This is a genomic window from Streptomyces sp. NBC_00094, assembly GCF_026343125.1.
Lineage (GTDB): Bacteria > Actinomycetota > Actinomycetes > Streptomycetales > Streptomycetaceae > Streptomyces.
Window position 1 is genome coordinate 1,762,107 of sequence record NZ_JAPEMB010000001.1, and the last position, 12,786, is coordinate 1,774,892.

Sequence of the window (12,786 nt, forward strand, 5' to 3'; positions counted from 1 at the left end):
ACTGTGCCAACTAATCAACGTTCCACCCATGAGCTGACCGTGCAGAACGTTTGTCTGCAATCGGTACTGTGCTCCTTAGAAAGGAGGTGATCCAGCCGCACCTTCCGGTACGGCTACCTTGTTACGACTTCGTCCCAATCGCCAGTCCCACCTTCGACAGCTCCCTCCCACAAGGGGTTGGGCCACCGGCTTCGGGTGTTACCGACTTTCGTGACGTGACGGGCGGTGTGTACAAGGCCCGGGAACGTATTCACCGCAGCAATGCTGATCTGCGATTACTAGCAACTCCGACTTCATGGGGTCGAGTTGCAGACCCCAATCCGAACTGAGACCGGCTTTTTGAGATTCGCTCCGCCTCGCGGCATCGCAGCTCTTTGTACCGGCCATTGTAGCACGTGTGCAGCCCAAGACATAAGGGGCATGATGACTTGACGTCGTCCCCACCTTCCTCCGAGTTGACCCCGGCGGTCTCCTGTGAGTCCCCATCACCCCGAAGGGCATGCTGGCAACACAGGACAAGGGTTGCGCTCGTTGCGGGACTTAACCCAACATCTCACGACACGAGCTGACGACAGCCATGCACCACCTGTATACCGACCACAAGGGGGGCACTATCTCTAATGCTTTCCGGTATATGTCAAGCCTTGGTAAGGTTCTTCGCGTTGCGTCGAATTAAGCCACATGCTCCGCTGCTTGTGCGGGCCCCCGTCAATTCCTTTGAGTTTTAGCCTTGCGGCCGTACTCCCCAGGCGGGGAACTTAATGCGTTAGCTGCGGCACCGACGACGTGGAATGTCGCCAACACCTAGTTCCCAACGTTTACGGCGTGGACTACCAGGGTATCTAATCCTGTTCGCTCCCCACGCTTTCGCTCCTCAGCGTCAGTAATGGCCCAGAGATCCGCCTTCGCCACCGGTGTTCCTCCTGATATCTGCGCATTTCACCGCTACACCAGGAATTCCGATCTCCCCTACCACACTCTAGCCTGCCCGTATCGGATGCAGACCCGGGGTTAAGCCCCGGGCTTTCACACCCGACGTGACAAGCCGCCTACGAGCTCTTTACGCCCAATAATTCCGGACAACGCTTGCGCCCTACGTATTACCGCGGCTGCTGGCACGTAGTTAGCCGGCGCTTCTTCTGCAGGTACCGTCACTTTCGCTTCTTCCCTGCTGAAAGAGGTTTACAACCCGAAGGCCGTCATCCCTCACGCGGCGTCGCTGCATCAGGCTTTCGCCCATTGTGCAATATTCCCCACTGCTGCCTCCCGTAGGAGTCTGGGCCGTGTCTCAGTCCCAGTGTGGCCGGTCGCCCTCTCAGGCCGGCTACCCGTCGTCGCCTTGGTAGGCCATTACCCCACCAACAAGCTGATAGGCCGCGGGCTCATCCTTCACCGCCGGAGCTTTTAACCAGCCTCCATGCGGAAGCCGGTGTTATCCGGTATTAGACCCCGTTTCCAGGGCTTGTCCCAGAGTGAAGGGCAGATTGCCCACGTGTTACTCACCCGTTCGCCACTAATCCACCCCGAAGGGCTTCATCGTTCGACTTGCATGTGTTAAGCACGCCGCCAGCGTTCGTCCTGAGCCAGGATCAAACTCTCCGTGAATGTTTACCCGTAATCGGGTCGACACCACGAGAGCGGAACGATCGAGTCGGAATAAGACCGATCGTTCACAGCGTCCTCGCTGTGCGCCACCCGGCTAAGGGTGGACTTTTTCAAAGGAACCTCGACCATCCGAAGATGGACGGGGTATCAACTAATCTGGCGTTGATTTTTGGCACGCTGTTGAGTTCTCAAGGAACGGACGCTTCCTTTGTACTCACCCTCTCGGGCTTTCCTCCGGGCTTCCCTTCGGTCTTGCGTTTCCGACTCTATCAGATCTTTCCGATCCGATTTCCTCGGTGCTTTCCGGTCCCATTCGCTTTCGCTCCGGGCCCTTCCGGCGTGTTCACTACTTTAGCTGATTTCCCCGGTGACTCATAATCGAGTCATTCGAAACGAATTTCGGGAATGCCGAAATACGCCCCTGCTGGGGAGTCATCGTGAGTAGTGGGTGGCCGCAACGGGGCGCTTGAACAAGCAGGCCCGTTTCCAGCGGCTCGGGCTACGTTAGGCGGTCGGGCGGCCGGAGTCAAGGCGGCGCTTCCGTGGTGTGTGGGCTCGGTACGGGCTGACCGTCGGGTCGTCGGTGATCCAGAAGCGCCAGGGGTGGGGGGCGCCGTCGCCGCCCACGCCCGTGCGGGGGCCGCTGCTGATGCGGTCCGGGGTGGCGGGGGTGCCCGTGAGCAGGGACAGCGGGGCTTCGGGGCCCGCGCAGATGTCGGTGCCGTTGAGGGAGAGGGCCACGTCGAGGGCCGTGGCCAGGCGGGCGGGGCCCCTGGCCAGCTCGGTGTCGTGGCGGGCCGAGCGGCGGCGGGCTCGGGCCTGGTCGGTGCCCGACAGAATCTCGCCCGCACGGAGCAGTACCCCGCTCGCCTCGCCCTCCGGGCCGCAGACCAGGTTGAGGCAGTGCCACATGCCGTAGGTGAAGTAGACGTACGCGTGTCCGGGCGGGCCGAACATGACGGCGTTGCGTGCCGTGCGGCCTCGGAAGGCGTGCGAGCCGGGGTCGATCGCGCCGGCGTACGCCTCCACCTCCGTAAGGCGGAGTGCGATCCGTCCTTCGGGCGAGTCGCGGACGAGGGTGCGGCCGAGGAGGTCGGGGGCCACCTCCAGGACGGGGCGGTCGAAGAAGGACCGCGGGAGCGGCGTACGGGAGGGGCTCTCGCTCATGGCGTCCGAGCGTAGTGGCGGCCGACGGGGAACCGGTTACCGTCGTCGCGCGTATGTAGAGGTCAGTACCGAGAAGGAGTGGAAGTCATGGGATTCAAGAAGCTGCTCGCGAGCCTGGGTGCCGGTGGGGCCACCGTGGAGACCGTGCTCTCCGAGGAGAACGTGGTTCCGGGCGGTGTCGTCCAGGGTGAGGTGCGGATCCAGGGCGGCAGTGTCGACCAGCAGATCGAGGCGCTGTCCGTCGGGCTGCAGGCGCGGGTCGAGGTCGAGGGTGGCGACCAGGAGCACAAGCAGGACATCGAGTTCCTCAAGGTCCGGCTGGGTGGTGCCTTCGAGGTGAAGGCCGGCGCGGTGCACGTGGTGCCGTTCGGTCTCGAGGTTCCGTGGGAGACGCCGGTGACCTCTGTCGCCGGTCAGCAGCTGCGGGGCATGAACATCGGTGTGGTCACCGAGCTGGAGATCGCCCGGGCCGTGGACTCCGGCGACCTGGACCCGATCAACGTGCACCCGCTGCCGGCGCAGCAGGCGATCCTGGACGCCTTCATCGGTCTGGGCTTCCGCTTCAAGAGCGCGGACATGGAGCGGGGGCACATCCGGGGGACGCGGCAGAAGCTGCCCTTCTACCAGGAGATCGAGTTCTTCGCGCCGCAGCAGTACCGCGGGCTCAACCAGGTCGAGATCACCTTCGTCGCCGACGAGCGCGAGATGGACGTCGTCCTGGAGATGGACAAGAAGCCGGGTCTGTTCGGTGAGGGCAGCGACTCCTTCCGTGCGTTCAAGGTCGGGCTGAACGACTTCCACACCACCGACTGGGCGGCGTACATCAACCAGTGGCTCGCCGAGGTCGGCGGCCGTCGCAACTGGCTCTAGGCTCGGCCGGGACAGGCTGCTGAGGCAGTAGGTACGGGCGATACGGAGGTTTCCACGTGTCCGAGGCCAAGAGGGCGCCGCTCCCCCACGACTTCCATCCGCCGGTGGCGGCGTTCACCGTGGTGAGCGACGACATCACGCCGGGCGGGGTCCTGAAGGACGCTCAGGTGTACGCGGCGGGGAACACCTCGCCGCAGCTGCGCTGGGAGGGGTTCCCGGCGGGGACGAAGAGCTTCGCCGTCACCTGCTTCGACCCGGACGCCCCGACGGGGAGCGGGTTCTGGCACTGGGTGTTGTTCGACGTCCCGGTGTCGGTGACCGAGCTGCCGGCCGGTGCCGGGTCGGGGTCGTTCGAGGGGCTGCCGGACGGGGCCGTGCACGTGCGGAACGACTACGGGTCGAGGGACTTCGGCGGGGCCGCTCCCCCGCCCGGGGATCCGGCGCACCGCTATGTCTTCACGGTGTACGCCGTGGACAGCGAGAAGCTCGGGCCGGACGCGGACGCCTCGCCGGCGGCCATCGGCTTCAACCTTCGCTTCCACACGCTGGGCCGTGCCCAGTTGGTCGGTGAGTACGCGGCTCCCGCGGCGGTCTGATCGTTCGTTTGTTGTTTGCCCGCTTCTGGTCTTGGAGAGATCAGAAGCGGGCATCTTTTGTTGCGCGGGAAAATTGCGTTGTCCGACCCCGGCCGGCCCGGCCATCGTTGATCCAGGCCCCCACGCCCCGCTCCGGGGCGGGGCCGGCACACGGGAGGTGGGCACAATGCGGGACACGCTGGTACTGAACGCGAGCTTCGAGCCGCTGTCGACGGTGACACTCAACCGTGCGGTGGTGCTTGTCCTACAGGACAAGGCCGTCGTCGAGCAGGCGCATCCCGATCTTCGGATGCGGGGTGCCGCCGTCGACCTTCCGGTGCCGCGGGTGATCAGGCTGTGCCGTTACGTACGGGTGCCCTTCCGAAGACACGCACCGTGGTCGAGGCGGGGGGTCCTGATCCGGGACCAACACAGGTGCGCGTACTGCGGGAGGCGGGCGACCACGGTCGACCATGTCGTGCCGCGTGCCCAGGGGGGTGGGGACAGCTGGCTGAACACCGTCGCCTCCTGCGCCGAGGACAACCACCGCAAGGCCGACCGAACGCCGGAGCAGGCGGGGATGCCGCTGCTGCACGACCCGTTCGTACCGTCGCCGGCGGACGCGATGCTGCTGGCGCTGCGGGCGGGTGAGCGTTCCGAGCTGCCGGAGTGGCTGGCGAACTCGGCCGCGTAGACCGTCTCGTACGGGTCCTGCCGTCACGTACGAAGGAGCCCGCCTCCCCCGGTGTGGGGAGGCGGGCTCCTTCGTGCGCCTGGCCGGGGCGCTACTTCAGCGTCAGCTGGAGGATCGCGACGATGCCGACCGCGATGATCACTCCGCGCAGGACGGTGGGCGACAGTTTGCGGCCGACCTTGGCGCCGATCTGGCCGCCGATGGTCGAGCCGACGGCGATGAGGAGGACGGCCGTCCAGTCGAAGTCGGCGACGAAGAGGAAGAAGACCGCGGCGACCCCGTTGACCAGGGCGCCGAGGATGTTCTTGACGGCGTTGATCCGCTGCAGGGTGTCGTGGAGCAGCAGGCCCATGAGCGAGAGGTAGAGGACGCCCTGGGCGGCGCCGAAGTATCCGCCGTACATGCTGGCGAAGAAGAGGCCGCCGAGGAGGACGGGGCCGCCGTCGGGGTGGGCCTCGGTGCCGGACTGCTCGCGGCGGCGCTTCACCGCGGCGGCGATGCGGGGTTGGAGGAGGACCAGTACGAGCGCGAGGCCGATGAGGACGGGGACGATCGCGTCGAAGGCGTCCGACGGCAGCGCGAGGAGCAGGATCGCGCCGATGAGGCCGCCGAGGAGGGCGACGGCGCCGAGGCGGAGGATGCGGGCCTTCTGGCCCTTGAGCTCGCGGCGGTAGCCGATGGCTCCGCTGATGGAGCCGGGGACGAGGCCGAGGGCGTTGGAGACGTTCGCGGTGATCGGAGGGAGTCCGGTCGCGAGGAGGACCGGGAACGTGATCAGCGTTCCCGATCCGACGATGGTGTTGATGGTGCCGGCGCCGATGCCGGCGGCGAAGACCGCCAGTGCTTCCCAGATGGACAACGCCATCTCCTTACATGATCAGTGAGTCGCCTCCCCGCTCTGAGGTCGTCAGGGTCGAGGGGCTCGCACTGATCATGCACGAGATTTAGGTGTACGTGTCAGTCAACGGGGGGCTCTTCTCGCCGGTCGGACCGGCTGTCCTTCGTGTCGAAGCCGGGGGCGCCGCCGGGCATGTTGCCGAAGGCGCCCGAGAGGCCCTTGAGGGCGTCGCCGATCTCGCTGGGCACGATCCAGAGCTTGTTGGCGTCGCCCTCGGCGATCTTCGGGAGCATCTGGAGGTACTGGTACGAGAGGAGCTTCTGGTCCGGGTCGCCGGCGTGGATGGCCTCGAAGACCGTGCGGACGGCCTGCGCCTCGCCCTCGGCGCGGAGTGCGGCGGCCCTGGACTCGCCCTCGGCGCGGAGGATCGCGGACTGCTTCTCGCCCTCGGCGGTGAGGATCGCGGACTGGCGGGTTCCCTCGGCGGTGAGGATCGCGGCGCGCTTGTCGCGCTCGGCGCGCATCTGCTTCTCCATCGAGTCCTGGATGGAGGTCGGCGGCTCGATCGCCTTGAGCTCGACGCGGTTGACGCGGATGCCCCACTTGCCGGTGGCCTCGTCGAGGACGCCGCGCAGGGCCGCGTTGATGTCCTCGCGGGAGGTGAGGGTCCGCTCCAGGTCCATGCCGCCGATGATGTTGCGCAGGGTGGTGACGGTGAGCTGCTCGATCGCCTGGATGTAGCTGGCGACCTCGTAGGTCGCGGCGCGGGCGTCGGTCACCTGGTAGTAGATGACCGTGTCGATGTTGACGACGAGATTGTCCTGGGTGATCACCGGCTGCGGCGGGAACGGGACGACCTGCTCGCGGAGGTCGATCCGGTTGCGGATCGAGTCGATGAACGGGACGACGATGTTCAGTCCGGCGTTCAGCGTGCGGGTGTAGCGGCCGAAGCGCTCCACGATCGCCGCGCTTGCCTGCGGGATGACCTGGATCGTCTTGATCAGGGCGATGAAGACGAGCACCACCAGAATGATCAGGACGATGATGACTGCTGACATCGTGTTCCCCCGTGCCCTTCGCTACCGGTTGTCTGCCGGATGGCTTTTCGATGATCCAGATCGAGTTTCCCAGACGGCGGAACGTCATGGGTGAGGTTCGGTCACATGACGACGGCCGTCGCTCCGTCGATCTCCACGACGTCGACCTGGTCGCCCGGTTCGAAGGTCTGTCCGCTGTCGAGTGCGCGGGCTGACCAGATCTCGCCGGCGAGCTTGATGCGGCCCCCGCCGGTGCCGTCGACCCGTTCCAGGACGACGGCCTGACGGCCCCTCAGGGCGTCGACGCCGCTGGCCAGTCGGGGCCGGTCGTCGCGGTGGCGGGCGGCGATCGGGCGGACCACCGCGATCAGTGCCACGGAGACGACGGCGAAGACGATCACCTGGGGGACGACGCCGAAGCCGAGCGCGGCGGTCACCGCCCCGGCGACCGCTCCGACGGACAGCATGCCGAACTCCGGCATCGCGGTCAGGACCAGCGGAATGCCGAGCCCCACCGCGCCGATCAACCACCAGATCCACGCGTCGATGTCCACGTGGTCATGGTAGGGCGGTGGGGTCCCTCCGGGACAGGGCGCGGGCGGCTGTGCGGGACGCCGGCGCTCGGGTCCGCTACTTCAGGGGCAGGCCGTGGGCGGTCCAGCGGTCGCCGACGCGCTCGACGAGGAGCGGGAGGCCGAAGCAGAGCGAGAGGTTGCGGGAGGTGAGCTCGGTCTCCACGGGGCCGGCGGCGAGGACCTTGCCCTGGCGGATCATCAGGACGTGGGTGAAGCCGGGGGCGATCTCCTCGACGTGGTGGGTCACCATGATCATGGAGGGGGCGTACGGGTCGCGGGCGAGACGGCCGAGCCGGCGGACGAGGTCCTCGCGGCCGCCGAGGTCGAGACCGGCGGCGGGCTCGTCGAGGAGGAGGAGCTCGGGGTCGGTCATCATCGCGCGGGCGATCAGGGTGCGCTTGCGCTCGCCCTCGGAGAGCGTCCCGAACTTGCGGTCCAGGTAGTCGTTCATACCGAGGCGGTCGAGGAAGGCCTTCGCGCGCTCCTCGTCGACCGGGTCGTAGTCCTCGTGCCAGGTGGCGGTCATGCCGTACGCGGCGGTGAGGACGGTCTCCAGGACGGTCTGGCGCTTGGGCAGCTTCTCCGCCATGGCGATGCCGGCCATGCCGATGCGGGGGCGGAGTTCGAAGACGTCGGTGCCGACGCCGCCGAGCTGCTCGCCCAGGACGTGGGCGGTGCCCTTGGTGGGGAAGAGGTAGCTGGAGGCGATGTTCAGAAGGGTGGTCTTGCCGGCGCCGTTGGGTCCGAGGATCACCCAGCGCTCGCCCTCCTTGACCGACCAGGAGACCTCGTCCACCAGAGCCCGTCCGTCGCGGACCACGGATACGTCCACCAGCTCCAGTACATCGCTCATGAGCGCGTTGTCTCCCCTTGCGGTCGAGTCGTGTCGTCGCCTTGCACCGATGGGCGCGGCGTCCAGGGGAAAACCTACGTTATCGGCGGAGCGGGCCGGTCCCTAGGGCCCTGTCGTGAGTCCCTAGTCTGGGGGGATGCTTTCGGAACCACGTTCAGGACGCCTGGCCGCTTGGGGCAATGCCCTGCTGGCCGGGGCGGTGTCGCCGGACGACGCGGCGCTGGCCATTGTCGGGGAGGACGCGGTGCACCGCGTGGAGGGGCTGCCGGGTGAGGCGGGCCCGGTGGGGCTGACGCTGGCGCTGGGCCGGCTGCGGCGGCTCGGAGTCACCGGGTGGCGGGTGGCGCTGCCCGCGCCGGGGCATCCGCTGGGGCTGAGCGGGCCGCCGGAGTTCAACGCGCGCGCGTTGGAAGCGGAGGAGGCGGTGGTGGGCTTCGGCGCGCCGTACGGCCTCGTGCCGGAGGTCTCGGAGGCGGGCTCGGCGGGTGACCTGCATGTGGAGGTCGTCTGGCGCTGTCTCGGAGTGCGGGAGGCGCCGCCCGCGGACGTGCCGTCGCTCGGCGAGGCGGAGCGGGAGCTCGCGGAGGCCCTGCGGGACGCGACGAAGGTGCTGACGCGGCTGGACGTGGCGGCGTCGGGCCCTGTGGCGGACGCGGCGCGGGAGGCGTACCGGGCGCGGGCGGAGGTGGGCCGCGAGGTCCTGGCCCCCGGGTACCCGCCGCGGGCGGTGCGGGTTCTGGAGCTGGCCCAGCGGGTGGGGCTGATGGTGGACCTGGCGTACGACCACGGGCACGGGGGCGCGGTCAGCGCGTCGGAGATGGCTGCGCGGGGGGAGGCGCTGCGGCCGGTGGAGCGGGTGGCTCGGCGGGCGCAGGTCGCCGCGTACAACGCGTACGTCGAGGAGCGGGAGCGGGAACGGGGCGTCTGAGACCCGGGGCTGAGGGCGGCCGGGGGCTGAGGGCGGAGGCCCGGGGTCTGAGGGTGTTTCGGAAATGGGGCCGGCCCCCGGGGGGATCGTCCGGGGGCCGGTGGTTTCGGGGTGCTCAGCCGTTGAGGGCGTGGTTGCCGAAGGCCGGGTTGAGCAGGCCGATCACGTTGACCGTGTTGCCGGAGACGTTCACGGGGACGTGGACCGGGACCTGCACCAGGTTGCCGGAGGCGACGCCCGGCGAGTTGAGGGCCTGACCCGTGGCCTCGGCGCCGTGCGCCGAGGCGACACCCGCACCGGCGGCGACGATGCCACCGGCGACCATGGTGAGGGCAGCGGCCTTCTTGAGGTTCTTCACTTGGTACATCCTCCTGGTCATCGCTGCGGCCGGTCCGCCGCAGCACGTCATGGAGAACGCCGCCACACCCGTGAGGTTGCGCCGAACGGGGGATATACACACGACGGTATGAAGGACTGAACGGTCGTGCGCCCGGCGCACTGGGGGGGCGCCTTCGCGCACGTCAGTCGGTGAGGCCGTGGCGGACCGCCCAGAGGGCCGCCTGGGTGCGGTCCGCCAGGTCCAGTTTCATCAGGATGTTCGAGACGTGTGTCTTGACCGTCTTCTCCGAGAGGACGAGCGCGCGGGCGATCTCGCGGTTGGACCTGCCGTCCGCGATCAGGCCGAGGACCTCGCGCTCGCGCTCCGTGAGGGTCGAGCCCCGGCCCGTACCCCCCGGGGAGTCCTCCTGGCTGAGGAGCGCGTCGGCGACCTCCGGCTGGAGCAGGACGTGGCCGGCGTGGACGGAGCGGATGGCGCCGGCCAGGGCGTCGGGGTCGATGTCCTTGTAGACGTATCCGGAGGCACCGGCGCGGAGCGCGGGGACGACCGTGCGCTGCTCGGTGAAGCTGGTGACGATGAGGACCCTGGCCGGGTTGGCGAGCCGGCGGAGCCGCTTCAGTGCCTCGATGCCGTCGGTGCCGGGCATCTTCACGTCCATGAGGACCACGTCGGGGCGGAGCTCCTCGGCCCGGGCGACGCCTTCGGCGCCGTCGGAGGCCTCCCCCACCACCTCTATGTCGTCCTGTACCTCAAGGAAGGTGCGCAGGCCTCGGCGGACGACCTGGTGGTCGTCGACCAGCAGGACACGGATGGGCTTGTCAGCCACCGGGAACCTCCATCTCGATCGTGGTGCCCTCGCCCGGGGCCGAGGTCACGGTGAGGCCGCCGCCGACGCCGCCGGCCCGGTCCCGCATGGAGACCAGACCGAGGTGGCGCCCGGCGCTGCGGACCGTACGCGGGTCGAAGCCCTTGCCGTCGTCGCCGACGGTGAGCCGCGCGCCCTGGCCGCTGCGGGTCAGGGTGACGGTGACATGCTCCGCGTCGGCATGGCGCAGGGCGTTGTGCAGGGCCTCCTGGGCGACGCGGAGCACCGCCTCTTCCTGAGCGGCGGGGAGGGCACGTACCCCATGGCTCTCGAAGGTCACCCGGGCCGCGTGGGCGCGGTCCATGACCTGGATCTGGGTGCGCAGGGTGTGGACGAGGCCGTCCTCGTCGAGGGCGGCGGGGCGCAGCTCGACGACGGCGGCGCGCAGCTCCTCGGCGGCCTCGGCGGCGAGCGCGGCGACCTGCTGGAGCTCACCCTTGGCCCGGGCGGGATCGCGGTCGACGAGGGTGGCGGCGGCCTGGGCGGTCAGCCGGAGGGAGAAGAGCTTCTGGCTGACGGCGTCGTGGAGCTCGTGGGCGAGGCGGGAGCGTTCCTCGGCGATGGTGAGCTCGCGGCTGCGCTCGTACAGCCGGGCGTTGGTGAGGGCGATGGCCGCGTGCTGGGCGAGGATCGCGAGGAGTTCCTCGTCCTCGGCGGTGAAGGCGCAGCCGTCGCTCTCCTTGGGGCAGCGTTTGTTGGCGAGGAAGAGGGCGCCGAGGATCTCGTCGCCGTCCCTGACGGGGAGGCCGAGGAAGTCGGACATCTCGGGGTGGGCGGCCGGCCACCCCCCGAAGCGGGGGTCCTCACGGACGTCGGCGAGCCGCTCGGGCTCGGCCTTGTGGAGCATCGCGTCGAGGATGCCGTGCTGCCGGGGCAGCGGGCCGATCGCCTTCCACTGCTCGTCGCTGACGCCGTCGACGACGAACTGGGCGAAGCCACCGTGGTCGTCGGGGACGCCCAGGGCCGCGTACTCGGCGTCGAGGAGCTCGCGGGCGGAGACGACGATCGTCTTGAGGACGTCGCGGACCTCCAGGTGGCGGCTCATCGCGAGGAGGGCGGTGCTCACGGCGGCGAGGCCGGAGCTCGGTCGGTGGCTCATGTCCTCACCGTACCGGCGGGGTGTGACCGTACGTATCCGCCCGGAGACGGCCTCGGGAGGGACCCGGGACCTAGGTCGAAGTGCCCTGCGGCGGGTGGGACGTACCGGGGAACGAGGTGCCGGGCGACTCTGGCGGGGGTCTGGCGGGGGTCGGCTCCTCCTTGGGGAGGAGCTACCTCACGGTATGCATTGCTGACGCAACGCCCGGTGAGTTTGTTACGTGCCCGATGTGAGCCCGCGCATAGGACACACGTCACTTACGAAGTCCCCTAGTGGATACCGAGAGGCCAGGTGAGCGGGGCCTGGACCGGCCACAGGGGGTACTCGGTGGCCCGTGCACGGGCCCCTGATCCACTACCCGGGATCGTACGTCACACCTTTGCCACGCCATTTTGCGGCCGCTAAGAATTGCCCCGTCGCCGCCGAGCAGGCGCAGCGCCGCCCCCGGCGAGCGACCCCCAGCGATTCGAAGAGGTAGTCCTGCATGTCTGCGAACACCCCTGGCCACAGTCGTGGTCTGAAGAAGACCCACAAGGCCACGATCGCCGGCGTCGCCGCTCTGGGCGCCGCAGCCCTCACCCTCTCCCTCGTGCCGGGCAACGGCTCCACCGAGACCGAGCCGCAGGCCCTGTCCGGTACACAGCAGGTCGCCTGGTCGTACGACGCCGCCAGCCCGCAGGCGAAGGCGTTGGCCGCCAGTGTCACCGAGCAGCACACCACCATCGGCCTGAAGGCCCAGCAGGAGGCGGCGGCCAAGGCCAAGGCCGACGCGAAGGCCAAGGCCGATGCCAAGGCGAAGGCAGACGCCAAGGCCAAGGCCGACGCGCAGGCGAAGGCCGACGCCAAGGCGAAGGCTCAGGCGAAGGCCAAGGCCGACGCGAAGGCCAGGGCCGCGGCCAAGGCGAAGGCCGACGCGAAGAAGCGCGCCGCGGAGAAGACGGCCGCGAGCCGTTCCGTCGCCCGTACGCCGGTCTTCGCGAACAACCTCGACGGCTGGATCCGCGAGGCGCTGTTCATCATGGACAAGCACGACATCCCGGGCAGCTACAACGGCCTGCACAAGAACATCATGCGTGAGTCCAGCGGCAACCCGCGGGCCATCAACAACTGGGACATCAACGCCATCAACGGCGTGCCCTCGAAGGGCCTGCTCCAGGTCATCTACCCGACCTTCAAGACGTACCACGTCGCCGGCACGCCGTTCGACCAGTACGACCCGGTCGCCAACATCGTCGCCGCCGCCAACTACGCGGCCGACCGCTACGGCTCGATCGACAACGTCAACAGCGCCTACTGATCCTCGCTGCTCGCGGATCCTCCCGGCGTACGCCGAAGGGCGG

Annotated in this window: 13 protein-coding genes and 1 rRNA gene; 5 read left to right on the top strand and 9 right to left on the bottom strand. The window is 68.5% G+C overall.

Annotated elements, in window-relative coordinates; all coding sequences use genetic code 11:
- Positions 1-79: 79 nt before the first annotated feature.
- Both OG580_RS07545 and OG580_RS07550 read right to left on the bottom strand, forming a co-directional pair.
- Positions 80-1,605 (bottom strand): 16S ribosomal RNA (locus OG580_RS07545).
- Between the two features lie 504 nt (positions 1,606-2,109).
- Positions 2,110-2,772, bottom strand: a complete 663-nt coding sequence (locus tag OG580_RS07550) for a DNA-3-methyladenine glycosylase (protein WP_267042855.1) — start codon at positions 2,770-2,772, stop codon at positions 2,110-2,112.
- An 87-nt stretch (positions 2,773-2,859) separates the two neighbouring features.
- Here OG580_RS07550 and OG580_RS07555 point away from each other — a divergent pair, with 87 nt between their 5' ends.
- The 3 genes from OG580_RS07555 to OG580_RS07565 all read left to right on the top strand — a co-directional run bounded on the left by OG580_RS07555 (position 2,860) and on the right by OG580_RS07565 (position 4,911).
- On the top strand, positions 2,860-3,642 hold the full coding sequence (locus OG580_RS07555) for a sporulation protein (RefSeq protein WP_267042856.1): 783 nt from the start codon (positions 2,860-2,862) through the stop codon (positions 3,640-3,642).
- Positions 3,643-3,698: 56 nt separating this feature from the next.
- Complete coding sequence (locus tag OG580_RS07560) at positions 3,699-4,238, top strand: YbhB/YbcL family Raf kinase inhibitor-like protein (RefSeq protein WP_267042857.1); 540 nt, start codon at positions 3,699-3,701, stop codon at positions 4,236-4,238.
- A 166-nt stretch (positions 4,239-4,404) separates the two neighbouring features.
- Positions 4,405-4,911: an HNH endonuclease gene (locus OG580_RS07565; RefSeq protein ID WP_267042858.1), complete on the top strand. Its 507-nt coding sequence runs from the start codon at positions 4,405-4,407 to the stop codon at positions 4,909-4,911.
- A 91-nt stretch (positions 4,912-5,002) separates the two neighbouring features.
- Here OG580_RS07565 and OG580_RS07570 read toward each other — a convergent pair whose 3' ends face one another.
- The 4 genes from OG580_RS07570 to OG580_RS07585 form a co-directional block, all read right to left on the bottom strand.
- Positions 5,003-5,776, bottom strand: a complete 774-nt coding sequence (locus OG580_RS07570) for a sulfite exporter TauE/SafE family protein (protein ID WP_267042859.1) — start codon at positions 5,774-5,776, stop codon at positions 5,003-5,005.
- A 92-nt stretch (positions 5,777-5,868) separates the two neighbouring features.
- Entirely contained in the window at positions 5,869-6,807 is a 939-nt protein-coding gene (locus OG580_RS07575) for an SPFH domain-containing protein (RefSeq protein ID WP_267042860.1), read from the bottom strand.
- A gap of 101 nt (positions 6,808-6,908) precedes the next feature.
- Positions 6,909-7,340 carry an NfeD family protein gene (locus tag OG580_RS07580; RefSeq protein ID WP_267042861.1) on the bottom strand — a complete coding sequence of 144 codons (432 nt, stop codon included), beginning with the start codon at positions 7,338-7,340 and terminating at the stop codon, positions 6,909-6,911.
- A gap of 76 nt (positions 7,341-7,416) precedes the next feature.
- Positions 7,417-8,214, bottom strand: a complete 798-nt coding sequence (locus tag OG580_RS07585; RefSeq protein WP_267042862.1) for an ABC transporter ATP-binding protein — start codon at positions 8,212-8,214, stop codon at positions 7,417-7,419.
- 136 nt (positions 8,215-8,350) lie between these two features.
- Here OG580_RS07585 and OG580_RS07590 point away from each other — a divergent pair, with 136 nt between their 5' ends.
- Complete coding sequence (locus tag OG580_RS07590) at positions 8,351-9,142, top strand: hypothetical protein (RefSeq protein WP_267042863.1); 792 nt, start codon at positions 8,351-8,353, stop codon at positions 9,140-9,142.
- Between the two features lie 115 nt (positions 9,143-9,257).
- Here OG580_RS07590 and OG580_RS07595 read toward each other — a convergent pair whose 3' ends face one another.
- The 3 genes from OG580_RS07595 to OG580_RS07605 form a co-directional block, all read right to left on the bottom strand.
- Positions 9,258-9,500, bottom strand: coding sequence for a chaplin (locus OG580_RS07595; protein ID WP_030322753.1), 243 nt, complete (start codon positions 9,498-9,500; stop codon positions 9,258-9,260).
- A gap of 163 nt (positions 9,501-9,663) precedes the next feature.
- On the bottom strand, positions 9,664-10,308 hold the full coding sequence (locus OG580_RS07600; protein ID WP_267042864.1) for a response regulator transcription factor: 645 nt from the start codon (positions 10,306-10,308) through the stop codon (positions 9,664-9,666).
- Positions 10,301-11,446 carry a GAF domain-containing sensor histidine kinase gene (locus OG580_RS07605; protein WP_267042865.1) on the bottom strand — a complete coding sequence of 382 codons (1,146 nt, stop codon included), beginning with the start codon at positions 11,444-11,446 and terminating at the stop codon, positions 10,301-10,303. Before OG580_RS07605 ends, OG580_RS07600 begins: the two co-directional genes overlap by 8 nt.
- 484 nt (positions 11,447-11,930) lie before the next feature.
- On the opposite strand from OG580_RS07605, the gene OG580_RS07610 reads away from it, so the two are divergent.
- Entirely contained in the window at positions 11,931-12,743 is an 813-nt protein-coding gene (locus tag OG580_RS07610; protein ID WP_267042866.1) for a transglycosylase SLT domain-containing protein, read from the top strand.
- Positions 12,744-12,786: the final 43 nt, after the last annotated feature.

What these genes read in the sequence shown, in the direction of transcription:
- OG580_RS07570 (WP_267042859.1), bottom strand. Translation starts at nt 5,776, where the DNA reads ATGGCGTTGTCCATCTGGGAAGCACTGGCGGTCTTCGCCGCCGGCATC.
- OG580_RS07585 (WP_267042862.1), bottom strand. Translation starts at nt 8,214, where the DNA reads ATGAGCGATGTACTGGAGCTGGTGGACGTATCCGTGGTCCGCGACGGA.
- OG580_RS07550 (WP_267042855.1), bottom strand. Translation starts at nt 2,772, where the DNA reads ATGAGCGAGAGCCCCTCCCGTACGCCGCTCCCGCGGTCCTTCTTCGAC.
- OG580_RS07555 (WP_267042856.1), top strand. Translation starts at nt 2,860, where the DNA reads ATGGGATTCAAGAAGCTGCTCGCGAGCCTGGGTGCCGGTGGGGCCACC.
- OG580_RS07565 (WP_267042858.1), top strand. Translation starts at nt 4,405, where the DNA reads ATGCGGGACACGCTGGTACTGAACGCGAGCTTCGAGCCGCTGTCGACG.
- OG580_RS07605 (WP_267042865.1), bottom strand. Translation starts at nt 11,446, where the DNA reads ATGAGCCACCGACCGAGCTCCGGCCTCGCCGCCGTGAGCACCGCCCTC.
- OG580_RS07590 (WP_267042863.1), top strand. Translation starts at nt 8,351, where the DNA reads ATGCTTTCGGAACCACGTTCAGGACGCCTGGCCGCTTGGGGCAATGCC.
- OG580_RS07610 (WP_267042866.1), top strand. Translation starts at nt 11,931, where the DNA reads ATGTCTGCGAACACCCCTGGCCACAGTCGTGGTCTGAAGAAGACCCAC.
- OG580_RS07575 (WP_267042860.1), bottom strand. Translation starts at nt 6,807, where the DNA reads ATGTCAGCAGTCATCATCGTCCTGATCATTCTGGTGGTGCTCGTCTTC.